This window comes from Qipengyuania sp. S6317L1 (assembly GCF_023015615.1).
Taxonomy (GTDB): domain Bacteria; phylum Pseudomonadota; class Alphaproteobacteria; order Sphingomonadales; family Sphingomonadaceae; genus Erythrobacter.
Window position 1 is genome coordinate 44886 of record NZ_JALKAJ010000005.1, and the last position, 14710, is coordinate 59595.

The 14710-nt window shown below is 56.7% G+C and carries 9 protein-coding genes; 1 reads left to right on the forward strand and 8 read right to left on the reverse strand.

Annotated features, from left to right (window positions below):
* Positions 1–17 precede the first annotated feature (17 nt).
* From MWU38_RS11850 to MWU38_RS11880, 7 genes are all read right to left on the reverse strand, one after another.
* Positions 18–3143, reverse strand: coding sequence for a S8 family serine peptidase (locus MWU38_RS11850; RefSeq protein WP_247272028.1), 3126 nt, complete (start codon positions 3141–3143; stop codon positions 18–20).
* A 345-nt stretch (positions 3144–3488) separates the two neighbouring features.
* On the reverse strand, positions 3489–4220 hold the full coding sequence (locus MWU38_RS11855; RefSeq protein ID WP_247272029.1) for a response regulator: 732 nt from the start codon (positions 4218–4220) through the stop codon (positions 3489–3491).
* Positions 4217–6409, reverse strand: coding sequence for a response regulator (locus MWU38_RS11860; RefSeq protein WP_247272030.1), 2193 nt, complete (start codon positions 6407–6409; stop codon positions 4217–4219). The genes MWU38_RS11855 and MWU38_RS11860 overlap by 4 nt, the downstream gene beginning before the upstream one ends.
* A 59-nt stretch (positions 6410–6468) precedes the next feature.
* Positions 6469–6999, reverse strand: coding sequence for a YfiR family protein (locus MWU38_RS11865; RefSeq protein ID WP_247272031.1), 531 nt, complete (start codon positions 6997–6999; stop codon positions 6469–6471).
* 7 nt (positions 7000–7006) lie between these two features.
* Positions 7007–7816 carry a TonB-dependent receptor gene (locus MWU38_RS11870; RefSeq protein WP_348646918.1) on the reverse strand — a complete coding sequence of 270 codons (810 nt, stop codon included), beginning with the start codon at positions 7814–7816 and terminating at the stop codon, positions 7007–7009.
* Between the two features lie 12 nt (positions 7817–7828).
* Positions 7829–9187 (reverse strand): TonB-dependent receptor plug domain-containing protein, encoded by a 1359-nt coding sequence (locus tag MWU38_RS11875; protein WP_247272032.1) that lies wholly within the window; start codon positions 9185–9187, stop codon positions 7829–7831.
* Positions 9188–9224: 37 nt separating this feature from the next.
* Positions 9225–10934 (reverse strand): bifunctional diguanylate cyclase/phosphodiesterase, encoded by a 1710-nt coding sequence (locus MWU38_RS11880; protein WP_247272033.1) that lies wholly within the window; start codon positions 10932–10934, stop codon positions 9225–9227.
* Positions 10935–11180: 246 nt separating this feature from the next.
* On the opposite strand from MWU38_RS11880, the gene MWU38_RS11885 reads away from it, so the two are divergent.
* Positions 11181–13460 (forward strand): TonB-dependent receptor, encoded by a 2280-nt coding sequence (locus MWU38_RS11885; protein WP_247272034.1) that lies wholly within the window; start codon positions 11181–11183, stop codon positions 13458–13460.
* Between the two features lie 70 nt (positions 13461–13530).
* Here MWU38_RS11885 and MWU38_RS11890 read toward each other — a convergent pair whose 3' ends face one another.
* A complete protein-coding gene (locus MWU38_RS11890) occupies positions 13531–14523 on the reverse strand; it encodes a glutathione S-transferase N-terminal domain-containing protein (RefSeq protein WP_247272035.1) in 993 nt (330 codons plus the stop codon).
* Positions 14524–14710: the final 187 nt, after the last annotated feature.

Genomic DNA, 14710 nt, shown 5'->3' on the forward strand with positions numbered 1-14710 from the left:
CGACGGCTTCACGAGGATCAGAAGCGCAGGCTGAAGTTCCCTCCAACGACCATCCCGCCTTCATCGATTGTGTCACCTGCACTGACATAGCGACCAAAAACACCAAACTCAGAAGATCTGGTTAATTTCGTTGCATAAACTGCTTCTGTCGTGATGCGGCGCTTGGTCTCAATCCCGAAGGTTTGAGTGACCGGTCCGATTTCTCCGGTGTCACGGTTGATGATCTGATCGCTGGTGAATTGCAGATTGCCGTCTTCGATCTGGAGCGGTTGAGCGACCGAGACGCGCAGCATGTCGTCGGCTGAGAACACGCCCTGTTTCGTCGCCGAGAATTGGCCGGCGGTTGCCCAGATTGAGCCAGCGCTGGTGAAGAGCTGATCGTTTGAAGTGGCTGTGCGGGCGCCCGTCGCAGACACGTCAAGGCTGATGCCAGCGCCAAGAGCAACCGATGCCGAGAGCGTCATGGCCTCGGTTTGCGATCCGTTGCCCAAAAGCGCGTCCGACCCGGTTTGCGTGCCAAGCAGCGCATCGTCTTCATCGAGCATCGTCAGTTGAGCGCCAAAAGAAACCGCATCGCTGACCTTGTGTTCAAGGTCGAGGGTCAGAGCGTTCGCAGAGCGATCGCCCAAGGTGCTGCGCAGGAACTGAGCAACCGCGTCGTTTGGTGCGACATCGTCATCGCCTTCGGTGTTCTGTGAGTAACCCACGCGAACGGTGGTGTTCTCGGCAATCTTATATCCCATTTGAGCGAAGGTTTCACCCGACGCAAAGCCAAGAACTGGGTTCACGCCGCCAGTGAAGGGATCGTGATCGCTCATCACGCCGAAACGGTAGCCTGAAAGCGCCATCGCGCCCTGGCCGTGGCCAAAGGTGAAAGAGGCCTTGCCGGATGGTTCGGTCAGGGTCGCAGCGCCATGAACCATGCGCAACTGACCGGTTTGGTCATAACGAGGCGCCATGGCATCATAGCGCAGCGTCCATTCCCCGTTGATCTCGCCGCCGCTTTGGCGAAGCTCGCTGAAGCCTGCGAGGCCATTGCCGGCGGCATCCTTGCCCTGGCTGTTGATCCAATTGGCGAGGCGTTGACCGATGTAATCCTGAAGCCGCTCGCTGCCACGGCCAAGGGCATCCGTGCTCTTGCCATAGGCGAGGGCTGATGCAGGGATGCTGAAGTCGCGGTGAGTGTTGCCGACTGTTTCGAAGCCGGTGAAGAACACGTTCTCGGTCGCCCAATGGTCCGGGATGCCGCCATTTAGAACGCCATCGGCGGTCATCTTGGAGCTTTTCCAACCGTTGCCGCTTGCGATATACATCGAAAACGTCATCGAGTTGAAGTCGAGCGGCGATTGCGATGCCGCAACATCGAGCAAGCCCCAGCCATAGACTTCATCCGGGCCCAGCGCGCCAAGATCGCGTGCCGAACGGAAGATGATGTCGGCCGATGCCTCCGGATTTGCTGCAAGCCACGGCCAGCGGTCGTGCAGAAGCGCGATTGCACCCGAAACGAGTGGAGCAGCAAAGGAGGTGCCCGAATGGCGGGTCACGCCGCCCTGGCCGTCCGACATGAGCAACAGTTCGCCCGGAGCCACTACCGTGCGCAGATACAGCTCGTTTCCAGCCTCGCATACGCCATTGTTGAGCAGGCAAGTGTTGCCGGGGCGGTTGGAGAAGGATGAAATTTCGCCAGCTGGATTGACCGAGCCGACAAAAATCGTCGTCGCATTGTCGCGGCCGAAATACCACTCAATATCAGAGTTCTGTGTCACTCCGTCGTTGCCAGCAGCGATGACATAGACCGTATCCCGGTTGACGGTTCGAATGTCGCTGCGGGCGAAAATGTCCGCAAGACCTTGCGATGCCACCCAACCCGGTTCGCCCAGTGAAAGGTTGATGATGCTGGTGCGGCCAAACTGGTTTGCGCTTTTGAGGCCGTTTGGTTGCATGGCAAGGATGCCGGTCACAACTTCATCCCAACCGGTGTTCCCGTTCGCGTTGAACGGGTTGTAGGTGGCGATGTTAACATCTGGCGCAATGCCCATCACGCCCTCACCGTCGTGGGCGCCTGCGATCAGGCTGGCAACGCCTGCACCATGCCCGCCAACGAGTGTGTTGTGGCCACCGGCCCAAACGATGTTGTTGGAAAGGTCGGTATCGGTTGTGAAGCTGCCGTCGATGATGCCGATGATGGTGTCACGGCCATTGCCCTGAATTTGGGTGATCGCAGGGGTCCAGTTGATCGACGTCATCCAGTGATCGAGTTGATCAATGCCCGAATATTGGTTGAGCGTATCGTGCCAGTCGAGGAAAAATGCCGCGCGCTGCTGAGGCGTCCAGGTCTCGATGACCGCTTTGTGATTGGAACTGTAGGCACCATGGCGCGCGAAAACTTCATTCACCAAGCTGTCGAAGGAGTTTCCGGTCTTGGCAGTGTAGGCAGCACCAAACTGACTTTCACCTTGAGCGATCAGGTCAGCCAAAGCCGCCATCATTCTGTTCGGTGCGCCATCGCGCAGGATATCTCCGTTGATCACGGTGATCGCGTCGAATTTCGCTTCGACAAGACTGATTTGCGAGTGGTGTTGTTCCCAGAAATTCCCGAATTGTTCGAGGTGCTTACTGTCGAAAGCTACGATATCACCATAGAAAGCGCCAATATCCCCCCAGAATGGCGTGATATCGCCGTAAAATGGGCTGATGTCGCCCCAGAACGGATTAATGTCGCCGTAGAAGGGGTTGATGGTGCCATAGAACGGATTGATGTCGCCCCAGAAGGCGCCAATGTTACCGTAGAACGGGTTGATGTCGCCGTAGAACGGATTGATGTCGCCATACCGTGCTTCGATTGAGCGAAGGGTAACGGTGCCGCCTTGAGCCTGATCGCTCGTCACCAGTGTCTCGCCAGACAGCGCAGTCGACAATTGAGGTGCGCCGTTATGCGATGCGTTGAACGCCTTGAGCATTGCGCTTGGCACGAGTGCCTCGCTCGCCGTGGCTGGCTCGCCCATGATATAGGCGGCTGATGCCTTCGGCTGAACGCCGTCAGCGGCAGGAGCGTTGGCATCATCGTTTTGCGCATGGGCGGTTCCCATAAGCGAAACAGCAAGTGCGATCCCTGCGGTGCTGCGTGCAAAAAGCGTTTTCATTTCGGTTACCCTAACTCTGGAACGGCCTCAGTTGGCCTGTTCGTGCTCCTGTAATTAGGGGGGCGATATGTGCTGCCGGTTCATGGGAATGGTTAAAATTTTAACAGCTTTGCAGCCCACAACATGCGACGAATTTCAGCCGGCTTGGGGGCGATGATGCGCGTTCTTGCGGATCCTGCTGGTTAAACCTGAGTAAACGCCTGCAAGGCTGGCATCTGCATAGTGTTTGAAAGGTTCAACACGTTAACACGGTCGGTGGGTGCTATCTCTCATAACGCTTGCAAACAGCATCACGTGATTCGGGCATCAGACCCAAGATTGCATCCTTTGATTAAGGGGCGGTCGCTACGGCAGTGTCTCTATCGCCTCGTGGATGAGCTTGCGCATCTCGATCATATCCAGGAGTGCCGGCACTTCATTTTGCGAGACTGTTTTAAACAAGGCTGCATGTTTGGTGGCAACTTCATCGAGTAAGCTTCTGATTGCGAGTGTTTTTCCGCCTTGTGGGGCGCTTAATACCTCGCGCGATGTGATTGTGGCCAGCTTGTCTTCGAGCTCTGCCCGCTTCTCGATCTCCGATTGCAGATCCTGTTCAAGATCAGCCACCACCAAGCTGCGGATTGTCGCTTGTTCGTCGAGCGCTTCGTTCTCGTGCTTCAGGTTTCTGGTGCTTGATTTGCGGATTACGTGCGATTCAATGCGCGCTTTGAGCACGTCATAATCGATGGGTTTGGTAACATAGTCATCTGCACCAGCACGAAGCGCCTCAACGGTGGCCTCGCTTTCGGCCCGGGCTGTGACCATGATTACAGGAAGGCTGTCAGTTTCCGGATTGGACCTGATCCTGTGAAGCACTTCGATCCCGTTCATCTGAGGCATCATATAGTCGAGCAGGATCATGTCGGGTTTGCTGTGTGACAAATGCTTTAAGGCCTCGTGCCCGCTTTCTACCGAACTGACACGGTAAGACATCATTTCCAGCCGACGGGTCATCACCGCGCGATTGGCGTCGATGTCATCCACAATCAGAATCTGGGTTGAGGGCGAATTTGGTGCGTTTTGGGGGATGGCCGTCATGATTGCTCCTCAAGCTCTTCGCTGGATTGATCCTTCTGATGCTCGGCGATGCTATGGGCGAGCTTGCGAGGAGAAAGACCGTTCTTTGCGAGAATCCGGGTCACGGTCTCGTCGATCTCGGCCGTTTCCTCCTCGCCCAGTGCGCGCCCGGTCACGACAAACGTCGCTGGGCGGATGTCGGGCTCCATCGCGGTGATCACCTTGATAAGATCAAAGCCGCTGCCGCCCGTCATGTTGAGGTCGGTGACCACAATGTCGAAACGGCTTTCGCCAAGACGCTTGGCTGCAAGCGAGCCATTGACCACGATCTCGACCGTGTATCCCATCTGCTCCAACCCTCGTCGGTAAAGCCGAGCGATGGCGTCATGATCTTCTGCGATCAGAATACGGCCTGAACGGCGTCCCGAATACAGCTGGAGAACTTCGCTAACCTGCGAAGGGCTCACCGGTTTCGTCAGATGATCAATCGCCCCGGCTTCGACCGATTTGCTCTCGTCATCATTGACCGAGACGACAACCACGGGGATGTGTTCGATTGCCGGGTCGCTACGCGCCTCGGCCAATAAGTCCCAGCCATCCACTCTTGGCATCGCAAGATCGAGAAGAACCACGCTCGGATTGTTTGCGCGAATTGCGGCGAGCCCTTTTTCGCCGTCAGATGCCGTCTTCACGCGGTAACCTGCTTGCTCGGCAATTCGCACGATAAGCTGGCACGCGCTTGGCTGATCATCAATAACCAGAGCCAGCGGTTTGTCGCCCGCGTCCTGTGTTTCGGTTGCGTCCTCGCAATCGGGCTGCTCAACCGCTTGATCTCGCGACAGGTCATCGAGGATGCGCACCGTGAAGCACGAACCTATTCCAGGCTTTGCTTCCACCGTAACGCTTCCCTCCAGTAGGTCAGCAAAAAGAGCGACGATCGCAAGGCCCAAACCGGTGCCGCCATATTGCCGTGTGGTCGATTGGTCCGCCTGGCTAAAGGGTTTGAACAGCCGTTCCTGATCTTTTTCGCTGATCCCGATACCTGTGTCGGTGACGGAAAAGACGAGTTCACTGGCCTCGCGCCGTGCAGCGAGGATTATCTGGCCATGCTCGGTGAACTTGCAGGCGTTGGACCCCAGGTTCAGGAGAATCTGGCGCAGTTTGCCGGAATCGGTGTTGGCTTTGCCGAGGTCATCCGAAAGCGATAGGCTGATCTCGCTCTGATTGCGCTGCGCCATGGGGGCGAGCATTTTCTCAACATCGCGCAGGACTCGGGCCACTTCGAATTCGTGAACATCAATGTCCATTCGCCCGGCCTCGATTTTTGACAGATCAAGAATGCCATTGATGAGTTCCAGCAATTGCTGGGCTGAGGTATGAACCCAGCGCACGTCATCGAGAGAGCGTTCCATTCCTTTAAGCGCCAGCTCTTCGCGCAGCACTTCCGAATAGCCGAGAATAGCATTGAGCGGAGTGCGCAGTTCGTGGCTCATGTTCGCAAGGAATTGTGACTTTGCGAGATTCGCAGATTCTGCCGCATCACGCGCTTCCCGAAGGTCGTTGGCATTTTCGCGCAGTTCGACAGTGCCGCTTTCGATTTTAGCGAGCATTTCATTGAAGCTGGTCGAAATAGCTGCGAAATCCGGATCGTGCTCAACGGGCAGACGCATGGTGTAATCGCCCGAGGTTTGTAACTGTCGCATCGCGCCCACAAGCCTGTCGATGGGCTTGAACACCATCGCCCGCAGTGCACGTGCGATGATCAGAGAAAAGACCATGCAGACCGAAAACAGCAGCACAATCGTACCAATGGTCTCTTCCACTATGTCCGACATCGAGCGCGGCGTAACCACCATCTCGACAAGGCCGAGGGAAACCCCGTCGACCAGGATACTTTCGCCGATCACCTCGCCTTCTGGCAGATCGTCCGGCGCGGCATCGTCTGGCGATTTGATGAATTCTGCAAATACTGCGCCCTCGCGGTCAAAGACGTGAACGGAGCGAATGTCCTCGATCCCCCGGACCGACATCAAGGTCTCGCGCGTAACATCACGATCATCAAACAGGATTGCAGGGGCGACATTATCCGCGAGCAGGTTTGCAATCTGGTGGTGACGCTGGTCTGAGAGTTGCGCCTCGGTCTGATACTGGATCGCGAACAGGCCAAGGCAGGCGAGCAAGAGCGCCAGCGCAGCTGACGAGGTGGTCATCGCCGCAAGCTTGGTGCGGAAACGCATCGGGCCGAAGAGGGAGGCTTTCTTTGCGGCCATCATCGCCGGACCCGCGCAGCGAGGCGCACCAGTCTTGAGCTGATACGCAAACGATTGTTGCTCGCCTGTCCCAGGTTGATTTCGAAGCGGACCTGCCCCCCGGTCTTGACCAGCCCGACGGTGCCGTCTGCATCGACAAACCGGGGACCGTCACCCATGACCAAGCGACCCTGACGCTGCGCCGAACGGATTACAGATGGATTGTTGCCCGCAAGATAGACGACCTCGCAACCTGCGAACGATCCGCTGGCGATGGACCTGGTGCGAATAGCGCGTTTTCCGATGCGCTGGTTGGTGAGCGCGCGTATCTGGCGCGATGCCTCAATGCGCGGATCAATGCACAGGTCGAGCGTCGTTTCTGTGTTCCCCGGAAAATCCACAAACCGCAAAATGTTGAGCACGATTGCGGCTTTGAGTTCGCCGCTGTCACGCGACTGCGCCTGTGCGGGCGCGCCTGAAGCGAAGGTCAGCAAGGCCGCCACCAAGGCAAGGTGAGGTGAACGGCGAAGGATGAGAGTGAGCATGGTCATCCCCCCATCAAAACCGATACCGCAATTCGGCCGAAACCGAACGAGAAACAAATGACCGCACAGTCGGCAGCTCAGACGGCGGGAACTCAATGCGTTTGGGCTCGAAAAGGCCTTCGCCATTCACGGCAAACTCGGCGCCGTTTCCAAAGTCATACGCGAGGCGAAAATCGCCAGAGAGGTATGAACCAGCAGAACCGTTGCCAACCTCGTCAACGTAGCGGAGCTTGGCAGTCAGCTGCCAATTCGATGCGATCTCGACATCGTTTGTGAGCGCGGCCTGATGGCGCGGAGAATTCTCGGGCGAAAGGACAAGGTAAAATGGCCGATTGCTGAGCGGATCTTGCGCCAAATCGAAGTTGAAATGAGAATAGCTTGCCTTAACCCTCCACCAAGGGGCGATTTGGCCGGTGACGAGTGCTTCGATACCCCAGGTCTGAAGCCGGCCGCGACCCTTGAGTTGGGTTTGCTGCTCAACTGCGAGGGGGAAGGGGATGCCAGGCGCAAACAGAAGCTGCGAACTGGTCGGCGTTGGCGAAACCACCCGCTTGTAGCGATTGTAATAGCTCGCCAGATCAAGGTCCCATCCTTGAACCACGCTGAACCGAAGACCCGCCTCAAATGCTGTCAGACGCTCGCTTGGAAGGTCGGGGTTGGGCGTAAGGACCGGAAAGACCGGAAGGGGTGAAGGGTTGTCCGCCGTATTTGGCGGGATGAAGAAGACTTCGAATTGAGCCGTGCGCGCGAAACGTGATGGCGTTCGCGCAGCGCGTGAAACACTTGCCCAGATGGCGAAGTCGTCGCTGGGTCGATAGAAAATGCGTGCGCTTGGCTAAAATTCGGTGCCGGTAAAGTTGTTGTTTTCAAGCTTGGCACCGATGCTGAGGCGCAAATGATCCGGAACAAGCGTGATCTCGTCCTGAATATACCCGCTGATGATTGTGTCAGGCTCGTTGTCCTTTCCAAAGATCGCGTTGGTCGTGAACGTCTCAAAGTCATCCGATAGCCGCCGCGCGCCGATACCGATGCTGAGATCATGCGCGGGATTAGGCTTCCAGTGGATGCCAAGATCAAGGTCTGCGATCGAAGCGGTGTAGTCCGTCAGGCTCAACTCGCTCCGCACAAGGTGCGAGTAATAGGCTTGCAATCGCCAGTCGAGCCGCTCGTTTTGACGCCTCGTCCAACGGGCAAGCACGTTGGTCTGAGTGAATCCATCTTCTGTAAGTGATATGTCGTAGCCGGGCGCGAGCGGGTCCTGGTTGAACAGGGAAATGAGGTTGGCAAAGTCGCCATGGGCAAGGTCCGCTTGAACCGTTAGCGCGTCTCGCTCGCTCGCTTGCCAGTCAATCCGCGTGCCGATTTCCGCGCTTTTGCCTGCATATGGGGCCAGATTATTGCCCTGCTCATCGAGCAACATCTCATCGCGCCTGAGACTTCCGAAAGCGCGCATAGTCAGATTGTCGTCGAGGCGCAGGCCGTGCGAGACGTTGAGTTCCTGGCGCCGCGTGCTGGCCCGCCCGACCACATTCGTCCCCAATGTGTCAGCCGAATTGCGCGTGATGATATTGATGACACCATTGACCGCGTTTGCGCCCCACAAAGTTGCCCCGGGCCCGCGCACCACCTCTATGCGTTCAATATCGTACAGCGGCAGATTGATCTGGTCCCAGAACACGCCTGATAGCCCGGAGAAATACACCGAGCGCCCGTCAATCATCACCAGAAGGGAATTAGCATTTCTTCCGTTGAAGCCGCGAATGGAAACGGCGCTCGCGCCGTTGGTGATTTCGGCGACTTCAACGCCGGGCACCGTGCGAAGCAGATCGACAATCGTGTCGGCCGGCGATTTTCTGATTTGTTCTTGGGTTATGACATACACTGCTGCGGCGGAATCTTTTACGCTCTGTCGCTTTTTGGCGACCGAGGTCGTTTCGAGCACAAGAAGATCTTCAAGCGGCGCCGTGAGCAGAGCGGGATCAATTCCATGCGCGACGACGAATTCCTGATCGTCTTGCTGCGCAGTTTTCATTGGCTCTACCGACGCATCATTCGACACGGTATTCTCAGCCGGGATGGCGGGCGGCGCCACTGGATCATCGAATGCAAAAGCGACGCTTTCAACGCCGAGGGCCTGCGCGCCCAGCATGGTAAGCGCGCTGCAAGTTCGCAAGACAGATCTGTGACACTTCATTGGCCTCGCGAGAGATTTCCGCAGCCGCAAAAGAAAATTATTGTGCGGCCACGGCTTGAGTGTGCTGCGCAGATGCTGATTTTTCGGGCGGATTTATCAGCGCTCTTGCCTCGATAAGGCTGACCAGTTGCTCGAAGCTGATAGGCTTGCTTAGTAAGAATCCTTGGCCGAGGTCCGCTCCCATTGCGCTGACCATCGCCAGTTGCTCATCGGTTTCGATGCCTTCGACAACTGAATGAAATCCGAGACTGTTCGACAAATTGATGATGCTTTGCATCAACACGAATGCAGACGGCTTCCGGTCCATCGACGTAAGCAGAGACCGGTCGATTTTCAGACGTGAAAGCGGCAGCTCGGTCAGCCTGGCAAGGTTGGAATATCCGACACCAAAATCGTCAATCGCCAGCGTCACCCCGATGTCGTGGAGTTTATGCAGATTCTGCACCGTCAACGCTGGCTCACGCATCGCTGCATCTTCGGTCACCTCGATCTGAAGCAACTCGGGTGGGCAATCGCTGCGTTGAAGATGCGTTCTGATAAGCGAGATGTATTCAAGGCTGGCCAATTGTTGTGGGGCAACATTGGCGGCAATCATCAAAGGCAGCCCGCGTCGATGAAGCTCGCCTACGTACGAAATAACCTTTGCCACGCACCATTCGTTGAACGAGGTGACGAGATGCGTTCGTTCCAGCACGTCGAAAAACTCGGCCGGACGCAAGGTTTCGCCGTCGGGATGGTTCCAGCGCACCAGAGCTTCGGCGGAGACCATCTGCGAAGTGCGCAGGTCGAAAATAGGCTGGAACACGAATTCCAGCTGCTCCTGCGCAAGAGCTATGTGCAGTTCGGTTTCCAGCTTGGCAATCTTGCGTGTTTCAAGATCGAGTTCTTCATCGTAAAAGACATACTTGTGTGTTGGACTGGCCTTGGCCGCATACATGGCCGAATCTGCCGCCTTTATAAGATCGTCGAAACGCGTGCCATGTAGAGGCGCAGCCGCTATTCCTGTGCTGGCCGTCAGCGCAATCAGACGATTGTTGTGTGTGATATCGCAGGCGAGAACTTTCAGTATCCGCTTTACCACTCGCTCGATAAGCGAGGCATCGACATCGGCATCGACAAAAATGACGAATTCGTCCCCGCCAAAGCGTGAAAGAAAGACGCTTTCAGCCGCTTCATAAGACGAGCCTTGAATGATCATCTGGACAGACAATTGTAGCCGCCGCGCGCAGGCCTTCAGAACCTTGTCGCCGCAGTCGTGCCCATTTTGATCGTTGATTTCTTTAAAACCGTTCAGATCGACGAACATGAGCCAGCGGGTCGCGCCGTCGTCCGCCTTCAAAAGGCAACGTTCGACCTCTCGGCGAAAGGAAGCGCGGTTGAGTAGCCCGGTAAGTGGGTCACGGCAGGCCGATTCTTTCAGCCGGATAATCTCGTCGGCTTGCGATTGATCATCTTTGGTAGGTGCGGGCGCGGTGGCGGGTTCCTGACCCGACCCAAGCGGCTCATGGCGAGGCCCTTGAGTAACAGCAAGCGAATGCGGCTGATCTGGCGCCTTGAGTATTTCGCAGAATGTCAAAGCACAAAGCCACGTTGCGCCAAGTGCGATCAGGGCTTCTGGCAGGGGAGCCGGTTTAGTGCCAGGCGCCACGAGCCATAGCGCAGCGGCCCCGATGCTGGCGATTATCGCCAATGCGCCAAGGCGCAAAGCCATGTTTTGACTTCTGACAAAGCGCGTAAGCCGGATCATGCCCAGCGTCCTGCCGCGCGGGCGTAAATAATCAGGCGGGAGGCTTCATCGAGAAAATACGTAGAGGAGCCTTAATACCCTCTACCAAGCGGGAAGATCTTCGCTGCCGAACTGCAACACTTCTCCGGAAACTCGCAGACCCTGTGCCGTGCAGGCTTGACGCTTACGGAAACTCGTCCAAGCGTCCGCCACGCGCATTACCTTATCCCTCTCCCGTGGCGCAGAACCAGTAAAAGGTAAGTATTCATGGCAAAGTCCGCAATTCTCAAGGCCTCAAGCGCTGTCTTGGCCCTCTCGCTTTCTTCGCTTTCCACCGCTGCATTTGCACAGGCCGATAACGGTGCGGAAACCGCACAGTCGGATAACCAGGATGAGGGTGCTATTATTGTGACCGCGCAAAGGCGCGAACAGAGCATCTTGGATGTTCCAATCTCGGTTGCGACTGTTTCGGAAGAAAAACTCGACAATATTCTTGACGGCGGGGCCGATATTCGCGGGCTCTCTGCGCGAATCCCGAGCGTTTACGTCGAAGGGTCAAACGGGCGCACGGCACCGCGCTTTTACATCCGCGGCCTTGGCAATGTTGATTTCGATCTTTCCGCCTCGCAGCCCGTGTCGATTGTCACCGACGACATCGTGCTCGAAAACGTGCTTCTCAAAGGCTTTCCGATCTTTGACATTGCGCAGACCGAGATTTTGCGCGGGCCGCAAGGCACCTTGTTCGGGCGCAACACGCCTGCCGGTATCATCAAATTTGACACCGCCAAGCCTACCGACACTTTCGAAGGCTATGTTTCGGGCTCCTACGGGCGCTTCAACTCGGTAAAGCTGAACGGCGCGCTTAGCGGTCCCCTCGGAGACACTTTGTCAGCGCGCGTCGCCGGTGAGTTTACCCGCCGCGGTGACTTTGTGGAGAACGTGAACCCGGGCGCCGATTTTGCCGGTAACAACGATGGCGAAGATGATCTTGGCGGTTTTTCCTCGATCGCGGTGCGCACGCATCTGCTGTTTGAGCCTATGCCTGAATTCTCCTCGCTTTTGACTGCGCAGTATCAGCGGCTCGAAGGCACAACGAGCTTGTTCCGTGCGAACATCCTGTCGCCCGGTTCAAACGAACTCAATGACAATTTTGATCGCTTCAGCGTCGCCTATGATGGGGGCCGCAACAATATCTCGAACACCGAGATTTTTGGTCTGACATGGCGCAATGAACTGGACGCGGGGGCAGTCACCTTGACCTCTGTCACAGGCTACTATGTCGGCGATAGCGATGGCATCGGCGATATCGACGGCGGTACAGGTGCAGGCTTCTTGCCCGGTGGCTCCTTCCCCGGCTTCATCCCGTTTCCATCGGAAACCGGAAGCACCGACACCGATATCGAGCAATTCAGCCAGGAGCTGCGCATCTCGAACAATGATGGCGGTCCTTTGAGCTGGCAGGTCGGCGCGTATTACTTCACCGACGAATTCACCGCTGACAGCGCGGCTTTCGATGGGTTTGGAACGCCGGCTCCAACGATCCTGGCGATCACCACGCAAAAGAGTGACGCTTTCGCTGTATTCGGTCAGCTCAGCTATGACCTCACCAATGCGCTGACCGTTACTGGCGGCGTTCGCTACACGGACGACGAAAAGACCCTCACCGGTTCGCGTCCGATCGGTTTTCTTGGCCCGATCAATGCAAGGACCGAAACCAGCGATTCCCAAGTCAATTGGGACCTTGCGCTCAATTACGAGGTTAGCGATGGCGTGGCACTCTTCGGCCGGGTCGCCACCGGCTACCGCGGGCCATCGATCCAGGGTCGTCTGCTGTTCAGCAATGCGGTGACGGTTGCCGACAGCGAAACGGTGACCTCATTTGACGCCGGTGTGAAGACATCGCTGTTCGACAACACCCTGCGCATCAACCTCGCGGGCTTCTACTACGAGGTCGATGATCAGCAGTTCACCGCAATTGGCGGGCTTGGCAACTTCAACCAGCTCATCAATGCCGACAAGGGCGTTGGTAAAGGCTTCGAGCTCGACATCGATTGGTCACCGGTCGAAAATCTCGACCTGTCTCTGGGTTACAGCCTCAACGACACCGAAATTAAGGATGATAACCTGCTGGTCGCATTCTGTGGCGGTGGTTGCACCGTGACCGATCCGACGGTGACAGTGGATGGCACCACGCTTGCAGCAATCGACGGCAATCCCTTCCCGCAGGCACCGCGCACGATCCTGACCGCGACGGGCCGCTATGCGATCCCTGTCGGCGGCGGCGAGATCTACCTTTTCGGTGACTACACGCGTTTGGGTGAAACCAATTTCTTCCTCTATGAATCGCAAGAATTCAACGTGGATGGCAATTTTGAAATCGGTCTTCGCGCAGGCTACATCGACTTCGACAACGGCTTCGAGATCGCAGCCTTTGTGCGCAACCTCACCGATGAAGAAAACCTGATTGGTGCAATCGACTTCAACAACCTCACCGGCTTCGTGAACGATCCGCAGGTCTGGGGCGTTGAAGCGAAAATCCAGTTCTGATCGCTGACGCTTTGAAAGCAAACAGGGGGCTGCCGTCAGGTGGCCCCCTTTTTTATTTGGCGCCAGCAGATCAGGCGAGCATTTCGAGGCAGTTTGCCTCCCGTAAAACCGGGTCGATGCGCTCGCGTGTCGCAAGGGAAAGCGCGGCATATCGCGCCCTCAAGTCCGAGAGGCATTTCAGCTGATACTTGAAGGTTCCCTGTTCATATGGCAGCCCTCCGACCTCGATGCGGAACATCTCCTCTCCCGCCTCAAATGCCGCAGCGTTGGCGATAAGGAACGGCGAGTAAACGCGGCCAATTTCTGCGAGGATTAGCCTGACGACCGGGCGCAGCGCCGCTTGAGGTCTGTCCCATTGGCCTTCGATGCCCGACGCATCGTCAACATGTAGCAGCCAGCGAAGCGTATAGGGAAAATCGCGCCGCATCATGGTCTGCGCCGTCGGGTCAACGCCAAGCTGGGAGATCTGTCCGAAAAGGCCAAACTCTGCGAGCGAAGGGCGGCTGCCAAAAAGCCAGTGTTCATCGACCACATGATCTTCGAGCGCGCGAAGCACGCGGCGAACCGAGTTTTCGATGAGAGCAAAGTTTTCAGCCGTGCAGCCGACGATCCCCATGCGTCCGACCTGCCTGTCGCGGAACACCTCTGCTGCCTTCTGGCTGTTGTCCAGTCCGCCGCCCTTCATCGCATCAAAGGAAAGCCACCGGCTCATCTGCACCTGGTCGACCTCTTCGAGCCAGCGATAGCCGAACATCGCCTTTGTTAGCCATTCGTCGGCGAAGTCTTCGATCAAATGGGCAAGGAATGCACTGCCTTCATCCTCGGGCACGATGCTGCGAGCGGCGTGGCGGGTTTCGAGGTCGTAGAGCAGCGGTGTGGAATCGTTGTGAAAGCTGCCATCCGGATATTCGATCACCGGGATCACGGGCGCTTTCACCTTTTGCGCGGCGATTTGCTGAGCATGGCCCCCGTGCGACCAGACATGCGTGATCCGGCGGTAGCGCAATGCTGCGCGCATCTTCATCGAATATGGCGATGCAAGTGCGCCGTGGATCGTGTACATGTCATTCTCCCTCAATTGGACGAGAATGCCACTGCGAAACAGGATATGGCAACCACCAAACGCCCCCTCCCATGCGATCGGAAATGTCTGGCTGTGTCTTGCTTTGTCTCACCCAGTCTTTAGTATCGCGAACGTAGGATAGTTTGCGATATTGCAGACTCTTAGGGTCACAGGGGTATCGGATTTT

What these genes read in the sequence shown, in the direction of transcription:
- MWU38_RS11865 (WP_247272031.1), bottom strand. Translation starts at nt 6,999, where the DNA reads ATGACCATGCTCACTCTCATCCTTCGCCGTTCACCTCACCTTGCCTTG.
- MWU38_RS11880 (WP_247272033.1), bottom strand. Translation starts at nt 10,934, where the DNA reads ATGATCCGGCTTACGCGCTTTGTCAGAAGTCAAAACATGGCTTTGCGC.
- MWU38_RS11885 (WP_247272034.1), top strand. Translation starts at nt 11,181, where the DNA reads ATGGCAAAGTCCGCAATTCTCAAGGCCTCAAGCGCTGTCTTGGCCCTC.
- MWU38_RS11875 (WP_247272032.1), bottom strand. Translation starts at nt 9,187, where the DNA reads ATGAAGTGTCACAGATCTGTCTTGCGAACTTGCAGCGCGCTTACCATG.
- MWU38_RS11850 (WP_247272028.1), bottom strand. Translation starts at nt 3,143, where the DNA reads ATGAAAACGCTTTTTGCACGCAGCACCGCAGGGATCGCACTTGCTGTT.
- MWU38_RS11890 (WP_247272035.1), bottom strand. Translation starts at nt 14,523, where the DNA reads ATGTACACGATCCACGGCGCACTTGCATCGCCATATTCGATGAAGATG.
- MWU38_RS11860 (WP_247272030.1), bottom strand. Translation starts at nt 6,409, where the DNA reads ATGACCACCTCGTCAGCTGCGCTGGCGCTCTTGCTCGCCTGCCTTGGC.
- MWU38_RS11855 (WP_247272029.1), bottom strand. Translation starts at nt 4,220, where the DNA reads ATGACGGCCATCCCCCAAAACGCACCAAATTCGCCCTCAACCCAGATT.